The sequence below is a fragment of the Cupriavidus sp. MPR-AND1C genome (assembly GCF_058809705.1).
The window spans coordinates 36,407-51,872 of the sequence record NZ_JBXASU010000053.1 but is presented as its reverse complement, the minus strand read 5'-3'; the positions used below and the strand labels follow the sequence as shown (position 1 = coordinate 51,872).

Below are 15,466 nucleotides of genomic sequence, written 5' to 3'. Positions count from 1 at the left end.
CCCGTTGCCCCCGCCTTCCCGGCCGGCGGCGTCTACGGCACCCAGCCGGGCGCCGCCAGCGCCACGGCCAGCACGCCGGCCCCGGAGATCGGCTGGCGGGACTTCTTTGCCGATGCGCGCCTGCAGCGCTTGCTGGAACTCGCGCTCAAGAACAACCGCGACCTGCGCGTGTCGGTGCTGAACATGGAGGCGGCGCGCGCGCAGTACCAGATCAGCCGCGCCGGCCTGTTCCCGGCCGTCAACGCGGTGGCCTCGCAAAGCCGCGCGCGCACGCCGCGGAACCTGTCCACCCTTGGCAAGACCGTCTCCGGCGAGTATTCAGTCGGGCTCAGCGCATCGTGGGAAATCGACTTCTTCGGCCGCATCCGCAGCCTGAACGACCAGGCCCTCGCGCAGTTCTTGTCGCTGGCGGAGAGCCGCAGGGCGGCGGAGCTGGCCTTGCTGTCGTCGGTGGCGAACCAATACCTCACCATGCTCAGCTACGACGACGCGCTGGCCGTCACGCGCGGCACGCTGGTGACGGCCGAGGAGTCTTTACGCATCACCAGCCTCCAGTTTGACGTCGGCGCGGGCTCGGAGCTGGCCCTGCGCCAGGCCGAAGGCGTGGTCGAGCAGGCGCGCGCCAACCTGGAGACGGAAAGCCGGTTGCGCGCGCAGTCCGAGAATGCGCTGGTGCTGCTGGTGGGCGAGCCGCTACCGGATGACTTGCCGCCTGGCCTGCCGCTCAACAGCCAGGCCTTGCTGGCCGACATCCCGGCGGGCTTGCCCTCCGACCTGCTGACCCGGCGCCCGGACATCGCCGCCGCGGAGCAATCGCTGCGGGCGGCCAACGCCAACATCGGCGCGGCGCGCGCGGCGTTTTTCCCGCGGGTAACGCTCACCGGCAGCGCGGGCACGCTGTCGCCCACGCTGGGCGGCTTGTTCAAGCCGGGCTCCGCCGCCTGGTCGTTCGCGCCGCAGATCACCTTGCCGATCTTCCAGGGCGGCCAGAACATTGCCGCGCTGGACCTGGCGCAGGTACAGAAGCGCATCGAGATCGCCACCTACGAGAAGGCCATCCAGACCGCCTTTCGGGAGGTGTCCGATGGCCTGGCGGCGCGCGGCACCTTCGACAACCAGATCAAGGCGCTTGAGCGCTTCACCGGCTCGCAAGAACGGCGGCTGGTGCTGTCGGACCTGCGCTTTCGCAACGGGGTGGACAGCTACCTGAGCGTGCTGACCGCGCAGAACGACCTCTACAGCGCGCAACTGCTGCTGATCAACGCCCGGCTGCAACGGCTGACCAACCTGGTCGATCTCTACCAGTTCCTCGGCGGTGGCTGGATCGAGCGTGCGGGCGACACGCCCCGCCCCTCGGACACGCCGCTCGGCTACAGCGCGAACGCGCCGGGCCTGGCGGCCGCGCCGTAGCGTGCCCGATGTGTGCCCACTGCCGGTCCGCGGCGGGCCCGTCAGGCCAGCCGCTGGCAGCTATACGCTTCGGTCCGGTAGGGAAACGCCACGCTGGCCTTGCCGGCCAGCGCCGGGCTGGCGTCGATCACGGCCAGCAGCCGGGCGCGCACCGCGTCCTGCTCCGCGGCCGGCAGCGCGGCAATGAAGCTGACCGACATCACCCGGTCCACGATCACCTGCTGCGCGGGACCAACGTGCTCGTAAGGCAGGCTGGCCAGCCCCAGCTCGCCGAAGCCGCTGGCCGGGAACACCTTTTTCCAGTCACCCTTGTAGAAGCGCGGCGCGTCGCCCTCGAACGGGGTCATGATGGCGGTCAGCTGCGCCACCCAGTCGACCGACTCATCGCGCACGTTCCACACCAGGCCGAGCTTGCCGCCCGGGCGCAGCACACGGCCGATCTCGGCCATGGCCGCGGCGTTGGCAAACCAGTGGAACGCCTGCGCGCAGACCACCGCGTCGACACTGGCGTCGGGCAGCGGGATGGCCTCGGCCGTGCCCGCCAGCGCCTGCACGGCGGGCACGGCGGCGCTTAGCTGGGCGCGCATCGCCGCCACGGGTTCCACCGCGATCACGCTGGCGCCGGTGGCCAGCAGCAGACGGCTGAACTTGCCGGTGCCGGCGCCCAGGTCCAGCACGGTCTTGCCGGGCTGCAGGCCGAGCTCCGTCGTCAGCCAGGCGCCAAGCGCGCTCGGATAGTCGGGGCGCCCGCGGGCGTAGGTATCGGCCTGGCTGGAAAAGCCCTGGGCAGCGGCGTGGTGGATGTCGGTCATGGGTGCGTCTGTCTCTCGTGCGTTGGACAGGCACTTCCGGAGCCAGCCCGTTGCCGCAGCGGCCCTGGAAGTGGTGGAAGTGGTGGAAGTGGAACTAGAACGAAGGCACCGGGTTCTCGCCCTGGCTTACCTGGTACTTGCCGTCCTGGAAGCGATAGCGCACCACCGCATCCAGCGATTTGCGCCGCGGCTTGGCCGCGCCTCCCGGTAGTTTGACCTCCTGGCCCCGGAACGCCACGGTCAGGTCACCCGGCGTGTCCGCGCCAAGCGCAAATGCCGGTTTGCCCTCCACCGCATAGCAGACCTGCTCGCCGGCGTCCTGGCTATCCGTGCCGCGTTGCGCGAGCACGTCGGACTTGCCTGACAGCGCCTCGTCGCATGGCTCGAGCGCGCCGGAATTCTCCGCGCTCATGGCCACGCCGCCCAGCAGGGTGGAGATCTGCCCCGGCGCCAGGCGATAGAACGACGCCCAGCTGCCGCAATAGCCTTGCCAGCAACTGCCCCAGGTCAGGGTGAGCGCAAAGTCCGTGGCCGATATCTTCGCGACCGACGACTCGCCGAGCGAGCCTTGCCCGCCTGAGAAGTCGTAGCCATCAACACGCCGGCTGAGCTGCCAGCCGCCGGGGCTTTCGCCACTGGCCGTGGCATCGCGCGTAAAGAAGTACGCGCCCAGCCAGGCACCCGCCGCGTGGCTATTGTTGCGCGTGCCGCCTTCATCCACCACCATGCCCTCGGTCAGCATCACCGCATGGGTGTCGTCCAGCCGGATCACCTGGATCGGCTTGACATCGATGGTGCCGTCCACCAGCGGCGCCTCGCCCGTGCCCTTGTAGTCCGGGTCCGGCAACGCGGCGCGCACCACGCGGCCTTTGTCGTCGTCGCGCCAGGCGGGAAAGGCCAACAGGATCAAGGCCTCGCGCTTGAGGGTGTCGGCCTGCGCCACCGCGGCAGAGGCCAGCGCGGCCTGCGCGGACGAAGCGCCAGCCGCCGCGGACGGGGCCTCATGCCGCGAGCAGGCGGGCAAGCCGAGGCAAAGCGCCAGGGCCGGCGCCAGCATCCGCCTGGCGATACGTCGGGAATCCGCGGAGGTGGCACGAAGCGAGCAAAAAGTCATGTCGACGGCTGGCGCAAGGGCCGCGGCTGCGCGGCCAGGAATGGGCAGGCAAAGCGAGAATCACGAACCGCGGGAACCACGGGAAATGGCCACGCGGATGCCGCGCACCGCACTATCCGCGAGCCGGTCCGCGCCGTCAAGGCGGGCCGGCTGCCATCCGGGCCCTCAAGCCGGGGCGTTGGGCGTAGAGGCGGAGCCCATGGCGGCCTCCAGCGCGGGCAGGTTGCCCTCGCCGAAGCCATGGTAGTTGTCGCGCTGGACGATTTCGAAGAAGAACTCGCCGGCCTCGCGGCGGGCAAAGGCTTGCAGGAAGGCCTCGCGCGTGCCGTCGGCGCGCAGCGCGCCGTCCACCAGGATGCCGTAGCGCCGCAAGGCCGCCAGATCCAGCCCGTGGCCCGGCACGCGCGCATCGACAGTGTCGTAGTAGGCCGCGGGCGGCTCGACAAAGCGCACGCCGTTGCGCGCCAGGGCGGCGGCGCTGGCCACCAGGTCGTCAGTCGCCAGCGCGATGTGCTGGATGCCTTCGCCGTGATGCCCCGACAGGTAGTGCTCCATCTGGTCGTGGCGCTGCGTGCCTTTCTCATAGATCGGGATGCGGATCAGGCCGCAGGGCGAGAGCAGCACGCGGGAATCGCTCGCGACATGCCAGCCGGCATTGACCTCATGGATCTCGCGAAAGCCCAGCACCTTGCGATAGAAATCGAGCCACTCTTCCAGATGCCCGGGGTCGACCGCCTGCGTCACGTGATCCACGCGGGCCAGGCCGGCGCCAGCGGTAGTGGCGGCGGTATCCGTGGCGGCATGCGCCAGCGCGCGGAAATCCACGTCGTAGATGGAGATGTCGCCCACGTCGCCGGGCCGCCCCTCCTTGCCGCGCCAGCGGTCGATAAAGTAGATGATGGAGCGGCCGATGCCCTGGATGGCCGGGATATTCAGCTCCATCGGGCCGACCGTGCCGGCCTCGAACGGCCATGCGCCGGCATCGACCGCGCGCGCGAATGCCGTGGCGGCATCGTTGACGCGGATGCCGACCGCGCAGATCGAGAGGCCGTATTCGGAGGCATAGCGGGTGGCGAAGGAATCCGGCTCCGCGTCAACGATGAAATTCATCTCGCCCTGGCGGAACAGCTTCACGTTCTTGTGCCGGTGCTGGGCAATGGCATGAAAGCCGAAACGCTCGAAGGTGCGCCCAAGCGCCGCGGGATCGGGGGACGCAAATTCGACGAACTCATAACCCATGATGCCCAGCGGGTTCTCCCAAGGCTGGAAATCGTCGGCGCGCGGCGAAAAAACGTCTGCCGGTCGGCTCATGTCTGCTCCTTTTTATGTGGTCCGTGGTGGCTGCGGGTGTTAGCCATCATAGCAAGGGCCATGGCTTCGCTCTAGCCCGAGTGCCGTGCCGCCTTGGCGCCGTGCCGGGGTCGGCCGGCGGCAGCCGAAGCGTAGCCGGCGCCCCGCGCGCCAACAATGGGAGCGCCCCGGCCTGTCGCGCTATTCGTGCGCCAGCGCGCGATGAACGCACCAATTATGGGTAAACCCTTAGCTTCGATGCCATCCCCGCAAAATGGTCTCATCCACCGGGGCAAACCCGAATTCCGCCCCATAAGCGCGCACATACGTCCGCCTATCGCGCATAGTGCGCATTGCACCTCTTGGTTTGCCTCATTTCACCCCTTAAGCTTGTGCTACCCACCTCTCTTCCGCCTTGCGGAACAAACCGCAATAAGCAGCAAGTAACAAGTAACAGGCAACACGGACACCACCATGATCGACGGCAAGACCACCCTCATCGCGCATATCGGCTACCCCACTGAGTCCTTCAAGGCGCCGATGATCTACAACCCCTGGTTCGCGCAGCGCGGCATCAATGCCGTCGTGGTGCCCATGGGCCTGAAAGCCGAGCACTTCGCCGATGGCTTGCGCACGCTGTTCCGGCTGACCAACCTGCGCGGCGCGCTCATCACCATGCCGCACAAGGTTTCCACCATGGCGCTGGTGGACGCGCTTACGCCGACGGCCCGCATCGCGGGCGCCTGCAACGCGGTACTGCTGCGCGACGACGGCACCTTGCTCGGCGATCAGTTCGATGGCGCGGGCTTCGTGCGCGGCATCCAGCGCAAAGGCTGCCAGCTGGAGGGCGCCAGCGTGCTGGTGTCCGGCTGCGGCGGCGTGGGCTCGGCCATTGCCGCGTCGCTGGCCGGCGCCGGCGTGGCGCGGCTAGGCCTGTTCGATGCGCGCGACGCCTCGGCGCAGGCACTGGCCGCGCGGCTGCAGGCGCACTACCCGCAATTGCAGGTCGGCACGGGCTCGAACGATCCTGCCGGCTACCAGCTGGTGGTCAACGCCACGCCACTGGGCATGAACGAGGACGATCCCCTGCCCTTCGACGTCAGCCGCATCGACCCGCAAGCCTGGGTGGGCGAGGTGGTGATGAAGACGGAGTACACGCCTTTGCTGCGCGCGGCGCTGGAGCGCGGCTGCCAGGTCCAGGTGGGCACCGACATGCTGTTCGAGATGATTCCCGCCTATCTTGAGTTCTTTGGTTTTGGCACGGCGACAGCCGAGGAACTGCGCGCCGTTGCCAGGATCGCTTATTGAACACCGCTGTCTTGCTGTCGAACAAGCAACGCGTTATTTGGCCGGCGCGCCCGCCAGTTTTGCGGCGATGAACTGCAACGCCAGCCCGTACCCCTGGATGCCGAAGCCCGCCATCACCGCCTCCGCGATATCCGACAGGTAGGAGTGATGGCGGAACGCCTCGCGCTTGTGGACATTCGAGATATGCACCTCGACGAAGGGGATGGCGACCCCGGCAAACGCATCGCGGATCGCCACGCTGGTATGGGTGAAGGCGCCCGGATTGATCAGGATAAAGCTGACGCCTTCGGTGCGCGCTGCGTGGATGCGATCGACGATGGCGCCCTCATGGTTGCTCTGGAAGCAGGCCAGGGACAAACCCAGTTGGCCGGCCTGCTGGCGCAGGCTGGCCTCGACATCGGCTAGCGTGGCCGAGCCATAGATCTGCGGCTCGCGCGTGCCCAGCAGGTTCAGGTTGGGCCCGTTCAGGACGAGTACGGATTTCATGGTGGTTCCTCTGTTTTTCACTGATGGGTCAGGTTGATTGCTGCCGGCCGGTTGCCGCTGGCTGGAAGACGCCCGGCTCAGGCGTCCACCGTCTCGACAATGCGCCCGCTGCGCGCAGCTTCGGCGATGGCTTCGGTCACGCGCAGATTCTGCAGCCCGTCATGCACGGTGACAAGCGGCGCGGCAGCGCCGCGGATCACGTCGCAGAAATGCGCGAGCTGGCGCGCGAGCGGGTCCTCGCGCGTGAGCTCGACCACGCTGGCCTGGAAGGGCTTGAACCACGAGCGGTCCTGGTCGTGCGCATAGATCTTGAGCCGCATGGTCGGCACCGCGAGCGAGCCGCGCGTGCCGGCGATCACATAGCAATCCTCGTCCGGATAGCTGGCATAGTCCGCGTTCTCCCGCGAAGTCTGCTCCCAGCTGCGCGCCGAAGCCGCGCTATCGGACAACATGAACGTGCCGAGCGCGCCGTTGGCAAAGCGCAGGTTGACCGCCACCGTGTCCTCGACCGGAAACTGCCGCGCGGCGTTCGACGCCATTGCCTGCACAGCCACGATCTCGCCGCACAAGGCCCGCAGGTTGCCGATCTCGTGAATCATGTTGATCAGGATCGGCCCACCGCCGCTCTGGCGGCGCCACGGCGCCGCCGCGAAGTAGTCATCGGGCTTGCAGAACATCGCCGTGCCAACCACCGCCACGGGCGTGCCCAGCACGCCTTGCTGCACGATTTCGCGTGCACGGGCCAGCAGCGGGCTGTGCGCGCGGTGATGGCCGACCAGCAGCTTTGCATTGGCCGCCTCGGCCGCCCGGCGCAGGCGCATGCCCTCCTCCAGGCTATGCGCCACGGGCTTTTCAATCAGCGCCGCAACGCCCGCGCGCAAGCAGGCCAGCGCGTCTGCCACATGCAGCTTGTTTGGCGTGGCGAGGATCACGCCATCGAGCCGTTGCGCTGCAAGGAGTGCATCTAGCGAAGCGTACAAGGGCACGCCCGTAGCGCGCGCCACCTCGGCCGCTTCCGATGCGGGGTCGGCAATGGCGGCCAGTTCGCAGGCCGGGCTGGCCTGCACCAGTTCCATATGGCGGCGGCCAATCAGGCCGGCGCCGGCAATGCCGATTCTGAGCTTTGTCATGTGCTGTGCTGGTGAGGGATGAGCGCGGGGTGAGCCCCGCATCCGGCCGCCTGGACAGGGGCCATCAGCACAGCGTACTGTTATACGTCGATACGATAATCAGGCGTCATGGAAACTCACAATGTCGCATTGGCGAACAATGATCCCTTCCTCCGGGATCTACGCCTGTTCTGCACCGTGGCCCGGCGCGCCAGTTTTATCGCCGGCGCCAACGAGATGGGCCTGTCCGCCGCGCATGTGAGCAAGCGCATCGCCACTCTCGAGGCCATGCTCGGCGTCAAATTGTTCCACCGCACCACGCGCCGTGTCAGCGTGACCGCCGACGGTGAAGCGGCCTTCCTATGGGCGCAGAAGATCCTGGATGACGTCGAGGGCATGCTGGAAGCGGTTGGCGGCGCAAGTGCAGGGCCACGGGGCCTGCTGCGCATCAGCACCAGCTTGCGGCTCGGGCGCGACCACCTCTGCCCGGCGCTGTCCCTGCTGCGCCAGCGCCATCCCGCGCTCGAAGTCTGGCTGGAACTGCTGGACCGCCGCGTCGACCTGATCGCCGAGAACTTCGACCTCGACATTCGCGTGGGCGAAGTCCAGGAACCCCACCTGATTGCCCACAAGATCGCCCCGGGCAGCCGCATCCTGTGCGCCGCGCCCGCCTACCTGGCCCGGCACGGCCAGCCCCGGACTCTCGCGGAACTGGCACGGCACGACTGCCTGCCCTTTCGCGACCGCGACCAGCGCTTCGGGGTATGGCGCATGGCCGGGCCCAACGGCATGGAAACCGTCAAGATCACGGGGCCCATGGCCTCCAACCACAGCGATATCGTGCGCCAATGGGCACACGAAGGCTACGGCATCATCATGGCCTCGATATGGGACGTGGCCAGCAGCATCCGCAGCGGCGCGCTGGTGCGCGTGCTGCCCGCGTACCACCAGCCGGCCGACGTATGGGCGGTGACCACCGCGCGCGCCTCAGGCTCGGCCAAGATGCGGGCCTGCATCGATTTCCTCAAAGCGCAGCTAACGCAAGGACCGCACGCACTGGCAACCACCCTGGAATCCGAAGTGGAGTAGCGTGCGCCACGCGGGGAATGGGAGCGAACGGACATCAACGCGTTCCGACCTCTCTTTGCAACGGATTGGGGGTGTCATCCCGCTGGTAGAAACCCGGCTTTTGCGCGCGTATCGCGCAGTCTGCGCGAATAGCGCGCCAATTGTGAGAATTCGCCTTGTCGACGATCAAGGGATCGCTTAATTTCCAGCCAACAATGACTGGAGACGAAATTGGCTACTACCCTCAATGACCGTGACCTGCACGGCAAGCGCCAGACCAAGAAGGCGACCGCGAGCGGCTGGATCGGCTCGGCACTCGAGTACTACGACTTCTTCATCTATGCGACCGCGGCGTCGCTGATCTTCCCCCAGATTTTCTTCCCCTCGGGCAATCCCAAGGTCGCCATCGTTGCTTCGCTGGCAACCTACGGTGTCGGCTATATCGCCCGGCCCATCGGCGCCCTCTTCCTGGGCCACTGGGGCGACACCCACGGGCGCAAGAACGTACTGGTGCTGTGCATGTTCCTGATGGGCTTCTCGACCGTGGCAGTCGGCCTGCTGCCGACCTACAGCCAGGTTGGCATGCTCGCCCCGGTGCTCCTGGTTATCCTTCGCCTGATCCAGGGCTTCGCGGTCGCCGGTGAAATCTCCGGCGCCAGCTCGATGATCCTGGAGCATGCGCCGTTCGGGCGCCGCGGCTACTACGCCAGCTTCACGCTCCAGGGCGTGCAGGCCGGCCAGATCCTGGCCGCCGCGGTCTTCCTGCCGCTTGCCTACTACATGCCGTCGGACGCGTTCAATGCCTGGGGCTGGCGCATTCCCTTCCTGCTGAGCGCCGTCGTGCTGGTGGCAGGCTTCGTCATCCGCCGCGAAGTCTCCGAGACCCCGGCGTTTGCCAAGGAAGCCAAGGCCGGCGAAGTGGTGCGTTCGCCCATCATCGAAGCCTTCAAGTTCAGCTGGCCCGACATGATCCGCGTGGTGTGCATGGCCCTGATGAACGTGATCCCGGTGGTAGCCACGATCTTCGGTGCGGCCTATGCGGTACAGCCGGCGTACGGTGTCGGCTTCGACAAGAGCCTATACCTGTGGATTCCGGTGGCAGGCAATATCCTCGCGGTGGTGGTCATTCCAATTGTCGGCAACCTGTCCGACAAGATCGGCCGCAAGCCGCCGATCGTCATTGGCGCGCTTAGCTCCGGGTTGCTTTCCTTCCTCTATCTCTACGCCATCAGCATCCATAACGTGCCGCTTGCCATCGTGGCATCGCTGTTGATGTGGGGCATCGTCTACCAGGGCTACAACGCGATTTTCCCGAGCTTCTTCCCCGAGTTGTTCCCGACACGCTCGCGCGTGTCGGCCATGGCCATCGCGCAGAATATCGGCACCGCCGTCACCGCCTTGCTTCCCGCGCTGTTCGCCACCGTGGCACCTCCGGGATCGGCCAATATCCCGCTGACGATCGGCGCGATTACCTTCGCCGTGACGATCGTTGCAGCCCTGGCCGCCCTGAGCGCCCGCGAAACCCACCGCATCCGCATGAGCGAACTCGGCGAGCCCAACGCTGTTCCCATGGACAAGCAGGACTACGACCGGCTGCGCGCCGAGGCCATGGGCGAGGCAAAGGTGGTCCGGGCGGCCGCCTGAGCGCACCACAGCCTGGCCAGGGAGCACAGAGCGGCCGGTCCGGCGCGGACCAGCGCTCTCTGAGGCCAGGTTCCACCTCCGTCGCCCGTGACCGATATGCACTTGTTGGCGATATCGGCGATATCACGGCCCATCACGCTCCTTTCACCTGATGCCGGTGCGATCGCACGCACCCAAGCGGGCCCGTTTCCGCGAAAACGCCGAAACGCAACAGCGCGATCGAATCAAATCGAATCAAATCAAATTACCAAACCCACGTCTTAAAAAAATCAATATCAATATTGATATCCACATGAAAAGTATCTGGAGGAGTATCGACATGAACAAGAAAGCCGCCGCCCTGCTCGTTCTCGGGAGCGCCACCCTGCCCGCATTTGCCCAGCAATCCGGCGTCACCCTGTATGGTCTCGTCGACACCACCATCCGCTATTCCACCCACGCGAACGCCGCCGGCAACAGCAAGTGGGAGATGACCGATGGCGAACTCACCGGCAGCCGCTGGGGCCTGCGCGGCACCGAAGATCTCGGCAACAACCTGAAGGCCTTTTACATCCTCGAATCGGGTTTCAGCCCGGATACCGGCAGCAGCCAGCAAGGCGGCCGCCTGTTCGGGCGCACCGCGGTGATCGGCCTGGACGGCGATTACGGCAAGCTTGCGCTGGGCCGGCAATACACGCTCGCCCACGAAATCCTGTCCTCCTACGAGGCCATGGCCTTCGCCAACAACTCCATCGTCGGCTACCAGGGCGGCAACTACACCGGCCTGCGCTACGACAACACCATCAAGTACATCAAGTCGTTCGGCGGGCTGCAGGCGGCGGCAGCCTATACCTTCGGCGAGGTCGCGGGCAGCATCAAGGCCAGCAACGCCAGTGCCGGCTCGCTGGTCTACAGCACCGGGCCCATCGAGGTTGGCGCTGTCTACCAGGTCACGCACGATGTCTCCTCCGCCTTCTTCGGCGCCGTGCCGGCCGCGCAGGCCAGCAAGCAAACCGTGTGGGGCCTGGGAGGTACCTGGAAGGCGTCGCGCGCGCAGTATTACCTGGGCTATACCAACAACCGCCTGGATGTGGCCGACTACCGCAACAACGTGGGCTATATCGGCACGCGCGTGAATATCACCGAGGCTTTCAGCTTTATCGGCACCTTCCAGTACGACTGGCTCAAGCATGCCGGCGAGAGCGGCAAGCGCATGACCACCGCGGGCATGCTGGACTACAACTTCAGCAAGCGCACGGACGTCTATGTGGCAGTGGACTACACCCACCTGAGCGGCGCCTGGATCCCGCTGAACAGCTCGCCAGCCTTCAACAACAGCGGCAATATGTTCGGCAACACGACCCGGCTGGGCTTCATGGCCGGCCTGCGCCATAAGTTCTGAGGCGCGCAGCCGGACATGAACTTGCAAGCAGACAAGCCGGCAAGCAGACCGACAAGAACACCGACAAGACTCGCATGCTCAATATCCTGGCGATCATCGCGCCGATCTACATCCTCATCCTGATCGGATTCGCGACGACCCGCGCCGGGCTGTTTGCCAAGGCCGACATGCGCGTGTTCGGGAAGTTCGTGATCAACCTGGCATTGCCGGCGCTGCTATTGCGCGCGCTGTCGCAACGCCAGGTTGGCGAGATTTTCAACGTCGGCTACCTGCTTGCCTATTGCATCGGATCGTGGGCGGTGATCGGCCTGGGTTATGCCTGGTGCCGGCGCGTCGGCCGGCTGAATCCGTCCGCCAGCGCATTCTATGCGATGGGCATGTCGTGTTCGAACAGCGGGTTCGTCGGCTATCCCATCCTCCTGTTGACGCTGGCGCCGGTGGCGGGCGTTTCGCTCGCGCTCAACATGATGGTGGAAAACCTGCTGGTGATTCCTTTCCTGCTCTTCATGGCGGAGCGCAAACAGGGCGGCGCGGGCCGCTGGCAAGCGTTAGGCAAAGCGCTGGCCCGGCTGATCCGCAACCCGCTGATCCTTGGCCTGCTCGCGGGGCTGGCGGTGTCGGTGTTTGGCTTGACGTTGCCTGCGCCGCTCACGCGTACCATCGATACGCTGGCAACCGCCTGCAGTGCGCTCTCCCTGTTTGTCATTGGCGGCACGCTGGTCGGACTGCCCATGGGCGGGCTCGGCTCGCGGATCGTGCCCATTGTCGTGGGCAAGCTGGTGCTGCATCCGTTGTGCGTATTGCTGGCGATCACGATGCTGCCGATGCTCGGGCTGCCCGGGATCGACCGCTCGCTTCGCGCAGCGGCCGTGCTGATGGCGGCCATGCCCATGATGGGCATCTACGCCACCCTGGGCCAGGCCTACGGGCAGGAAGATTTCAGCGCTGTGACCTTGCTGATCACAACCATCGCTTCCTTCTTCACGCTGAGCGCATTGCTCTTTTTGCTCGGCGCATTTCACGCGCTCCCCTGACAGGCTTGCCGGGCGCGGCGAGTCTCACAATACCCGCATGATCGAGATCGCCGTATCCTGCAGCACCCGCAACACCCGCTCCAGCGCCTGCTCCGCGCTCTCGTCCCCGATCTGCATATTCACGCTCAACGCGGCAATCACCTTGCCGTGGCGGTCCCGCAGCGGCACCGCCACCCCCCGCACGCCGATCTGCAACTGCTGCTCGACCAGGGCATAGCCCTGCGCGCCGGCACGGCGGATTTCCGCCATCAGCCGGTCCTGCTGCAGGATGGTGTGCGGCGTGTAAGGCGTGAGCACGCAGCCTTCCAGCCAGGCCTTGACCTTCTCCTCCGGCTCGGACGCCAGCATCATCAGGCCGGACGAAGCCAGCGGCGCGGGCACGCGCGCGCCTAGCACGAAGCCTGTGTTCATCACCCGGCTGGTGCCAGTGCGGCAGATGAATACCAGCTCCCAGTCGTCCAGCACGCTCAGGTAAGCCGGCTCGCCAACGGCGGCGGTGATCTGCTGCAAGAAGGGCTGCACGGTGCGCGGCAGGCGGGCGGAGTCGAAGTACGACCACCCGACCTTGAGCACGCGCGGGGTGAGGCTGAACAAGGTGCCATCGCTGGTGGTGTAGCCCAGATGCTCCAGGGTCAGCAGGTAACGCCGCGCCGCGGTGCGCGTGAGACCGGTGAGCTGGGCCGCCTGCGTGGGGGTCAGGCGCGGGTGGTCGTTATCGAATGCCTCCAGGATGGCCAGGCCCTTCTCCAGCCCGGCAATCCAGTCCCGACGGCTCAATGGTTCTTTATCCATAGCGGAAACCCTAATCCCGAGCGCCAGTCGCTCGCATACGCGCGATTGTCGCACGTTCACGCGCGAATTGCGCTTGTTGCCACCTACGATCAGTCCTAATCTTGCCCTACACGAAGCACGCAGGATCTGACATGGACACCACAATCTGGCGCCACCCGAAATCGATCGCCACCGTATCGCTCTCCGGGACGCTCCCTGAAAAACTCGAGGCCGCCGCCGCGGCCGGCTTCGATGGGGTCGAGATCTTCGAGAACGACCTGCTGAATTTCGACGGCTCGCCAGCCGACGTGCGCCGCATCGCGGCCGACCTAGGCCTGGCCATCATGCTGTACCAGCCCTTCCGCGATTTCGAGGCCATGCCGGATGCGATCCGCGAGCGCAACATGGCGCGGGCCGAGCGCAAGTTCGACGTAATGGAAGAGCTCGGTGCGCGCATGGTGCTGGTCTGCAGCAATGTGCAGGAGATCGCCATCGACGATCCCGCGCGCGCGGCAGCCGACCTGCGCGCCATGGCCGAGGCCGCGGCGAAACGCGGGCTGTCGGTAGCCTACGAGGCGCTGGCCTGGGGCCGCCACACCCGGCGCTGGCGCCAGGCGTGGGAAATCGTGCGGCAGGCCGACCACCCCGCGCTGGGCCTGGTGCTGGATAGCTTTCACACGCTCGCGCTTGGCGACACGCTCGAAGGCATCGGCGAAGTGCCAGCGGAAAAGATCTTCTTCATGCAACTGGCGGACGCGCCGCGGATGAGCATGGACGTGCTGTCGTGGAGCCGGCATTACCGCAATTTCCCCGGGCAGGGCGATCTGGCCGTCACCGAGTTTGCGCGCGCGGCAATGGGCGCGGGCTATCGCGGACCGCTTTCGCTGGAGATCTTCAACGACGAATTCCGTGCGGCACCCGCGCGCCTGACCGCGCTCGACGGGCTGCGCTCGCTGATCTGGCTCGAGTCCGAGGCGGGCGGCCCGCCCCTGCCGGCGCCGCCGCGCTTCGGCGGCGTGGACTTCCTGGAGTTCGCGGTGGACTACGTGACCGGGCGCGAGCTGGGCGCGCGCCTGCGCTCGCTGGGCTTTGGCCATGCGGGCCGCCACCGCTCCAAGGCGGTGGAGTTGTACCGGCAGGGCGGCGTCAACATCATCCTCAATGCCGAGCAGGACAGCGCCGCGGCCGAGCACTTCCAGCTGCACGGCCCCTCCGTGTGTGCGCTGGGCCTGAAGGTGGACGATGCCCAACGCGCCGTCACGCGTGCCCGTGCCCTGCTGTGCAAGGAATGGCGCGAGCGCATCGGCCCGCACGAGCGCAGCATTCCGGCATTGCGCGCGCCCGACGGCATGTTGTTCTACCTGATCGACGAACAGGGCTCGGACCGCAGCATCTACGAAAGCGACTTCGTGCTGGAACCCGGCGGCGCCGACAGCGCGGGCGCGGGGCTGATGGCCATCGACCATATCGCCCAGGCCCTGCCGCCGCACAGGCTCGACAGCTTCGTGCTGTTCTACAAGACGGTGTTCGGCCTGCAGGCGCAGGCGCTGCACGAAATCGCCGATCCCTATGGACTGGTCAAGAGCCGCGCCATGGTCAGCGCGGAGCAGAGCCTGCGGATTCCGCTCAATGTCTCGGAGAGCAGCCGCACCGCAACCGGCAGGTTCATCACCGCCTACGCGGGCTCGGGCATCCACCACATCGCATTCCGTACGCCGGATCTGTGCGCGACGCTGGACCAGGCCGTGCCCGCCGAGGCCGCCATGCTCCACGTGCCGGACAACTACTACGACGATGTCGGCGCCCGGCTCGGGCTGGACGATGCCGCGCTGGAACGCCTGAGGCAACACCAGTTGCTATACGACAGGGACGCCGGTGGTGAATTCCTCCACGCATACACCGAGCCCTTCCACGACCGTTTCTTCTTCGAGCTGGTGCAGCGCGATGGCTACCTTGGCTTCGGCGCGGCCAACGCCTCGCTGCGCATGGCCGCGCAAGCCCTGGCCAGCCGCAGCCGCCAGGCCCGTCCGGCCTGAAGC

The 15,466-nt window shown here is 66.5% G+C and carries 13 protein-coding genes; 7 read left to right on the top strand and 6 right to left on the bottom strand.

Going from position 1 to position 15,466, the window contains the following annotated elements:
* Positions 1-1,410 (top strand): efflux transporter outer membrane subunit (locus AC1RWI_RS24820; RefSeq protein WP_492869376.1); only part of this gene is annotated, 1,410 nt, incomplete at its 5' end.
* Between the two features lie 41 nt (positions 1,411-1,451).
* On the opposite strand, the gene AC1RWI_RS24815 is transcribed toward AC1RWI_RS24820, so the two are convergent.
* From AC1RWI_RS24815 to AC1RWI_RS24805, 3 genes are all read right to left on the bottom strand, one after another.
* Entirely contained in the window at positions 1,452-2,222 is a 771-nt protein-coding gene (locus AC1RWI_RS24815; protein ID WP_043356018.1) for a class I SAM-dependent methyltransferase, read from the bottom strand.
* Positions 2,223-2,316: 94 nt separating this feature from the next.
* Positions 2,317-3,336 (bottom strand): hypothetical protein, encoded by a 1,020-nt coding sequence (locus AC1RWI_RS24810; RefSeq protein ID WP_492869374.1) that lies wholly within the window; start codon positions 3,334-3,336, stop codon positions 2,317-2,319.
* A 165-nt stretch (positions 3,337-3,501) separates the two neighbouring features.
* Entirely contained in the window at positions 3,502-4,647 is a 1,146-nt protein-coding gene (locus AC1RWI_RS24805) for a 4-hydroxyphenylpyruvate dioxygenase family protein (RefSeq protein WP_082055181.1), read from the bottom strand.
* Positions 4,648-5,100: 453 nt separating this feature from the next.
* Between AC1RWI_RS24805 and AC1RWI_RS24800 the strand changes: the two genes are divergently transcribed.
* Positions 5,101-5,934: a shikimate dehydrogenase family protein gene (locus AC1RWI_RS24800; RefSeq protein ID WP_492869371.1), complete on the top strand. Its 834-nt coding sequence runs from the start codon at positions 5,101-5,103 to the stop codon at positions 5,932-5,934.
* Between the two features lie 33 nt (positions 5,935-5,967).
* Here the strand turns inward: AC1RWI_RS24800 and aroQ are convergent, their stop codons facing one another.
* Complete coding sequence (gene aroQ, locus AC1RWI_RS24795; protein ID WP_492869370.1) at positions 5,968-6,420, bottom strand: type II 3-dehydroquinate dehydratase; 453 nt, start codon at positions 6,418-6,420, stop codon at positions 5,968-5,970.
* 77 nt (positions 6,421-6,497) lie between these two features.
* Positions 6,498-7,550 (bottom strand): Gfo/Idh/MocA family protein, encoded by a 1,053-nt coding sequence (locus AC1RWI_RS24790; protein ID WP_492869368.1) that lies wholly within the window; start codon positions 7,548-7,550, stop codon positions 6,498-6,500.
* 108 nt (positions 7,551-7,658) lie between these two features.
* On the opposite strand from AC1RWI_RS24790, the gene AC1RWI_RS24785 reads away from it, so the two are divergent.
* The 4 genes from AC1RWI_RS24785 to AC1RWI_RS24770 all read left to right on the top strand — a co-directional run bounded on the left by AC1RWI_RS24785 (position 7,659) and on the right by AC1RWI_RS24770 (position 12,656).
* On the top strand, positions 7,659-8,618 hold the full coding sequence (locus AC1RWI_RS24785; protein ID WP_492869366.1) for a LysR family transcriptional regulator: 960 nt from the start codon (positions 7,659-7,661) through the stop codon (positions 8,616-8,618).
* Between the two features lie 210 nt (positions 8,619-8,828).
* Positions 8,829-10,241, top strand: a complete 1,413-nt coding sequence (locus AC1RWI_RS24780; RefSeq protein ID WP_043356029.1) for an MFS transporter — start codon at positions 8,829-8,831, stop codon at positions 10,239-10,241.
* 319 nt (positions 10,242-10,560) lie between these two features.
* Positions 10,561-11,622: a porin gene (locus AC1RWI_RS24775; protein ID WP_492869363.1), complete on the top strand. Its 1,062-nt coding sequence runs from the start codon at positions 10,561-10,563 to the stop codon at positions 11,620-11,622.
* A gap of 74 nt (positions 11,623-11,696) precedes the next feature.
* Positions 11,697-12,656, top strand: a complete 960-nt coding sequence (locus AC1RWI_RS24770; RefSeq protein ID WP_043356033.1) for an AEC family transporter — start codon at positions 11,697-11,699, stop codon at positions 12,654-12,656.
* A gap of 24 nt (positions 12,657-12,680) precedes the next feature.
* Here AC1RWI_RS24770 and AC1RWI_RS24765 read toward each other — a convergent pair whose 3' ends face one another.
* On the bottom strand, positions 12,681-13,448 hold the full coding sequence (locus tag AC1RWI_RS24765) for an IclR family transcriptional regulator domain-containing protein (RefSeq protein ID WP_043356035.1): 768 nt from the start codon (positions 13,446-13,448) through the stop codon (positions 12,681-12,683).
* A 131-nt stretch (positions 13,449-13,579) separates the two neighbouring features.
* On the opposite strand from AC1RWI_RS24765, the gene AC1RWI_RS24760 reads away from it, so the two are divergent.
* The gene (locus AC1RWI_RS24760) at positions 13,580-15,463 is read left to right on the top strand and encodes a bifunctional sugar phosphate isomerase/epimerase/4-hydroxyphenylpyruvate dioxygenase family protein (protein WP_492869361.1); all 1,884 of its coding nucleotides are present in this window, start codon (positions 13,580-13,582) and stop codon (positions 15,461-15,463) included.
* Positions 15,464-15,466: the final 3 nt, after the last annotated feature.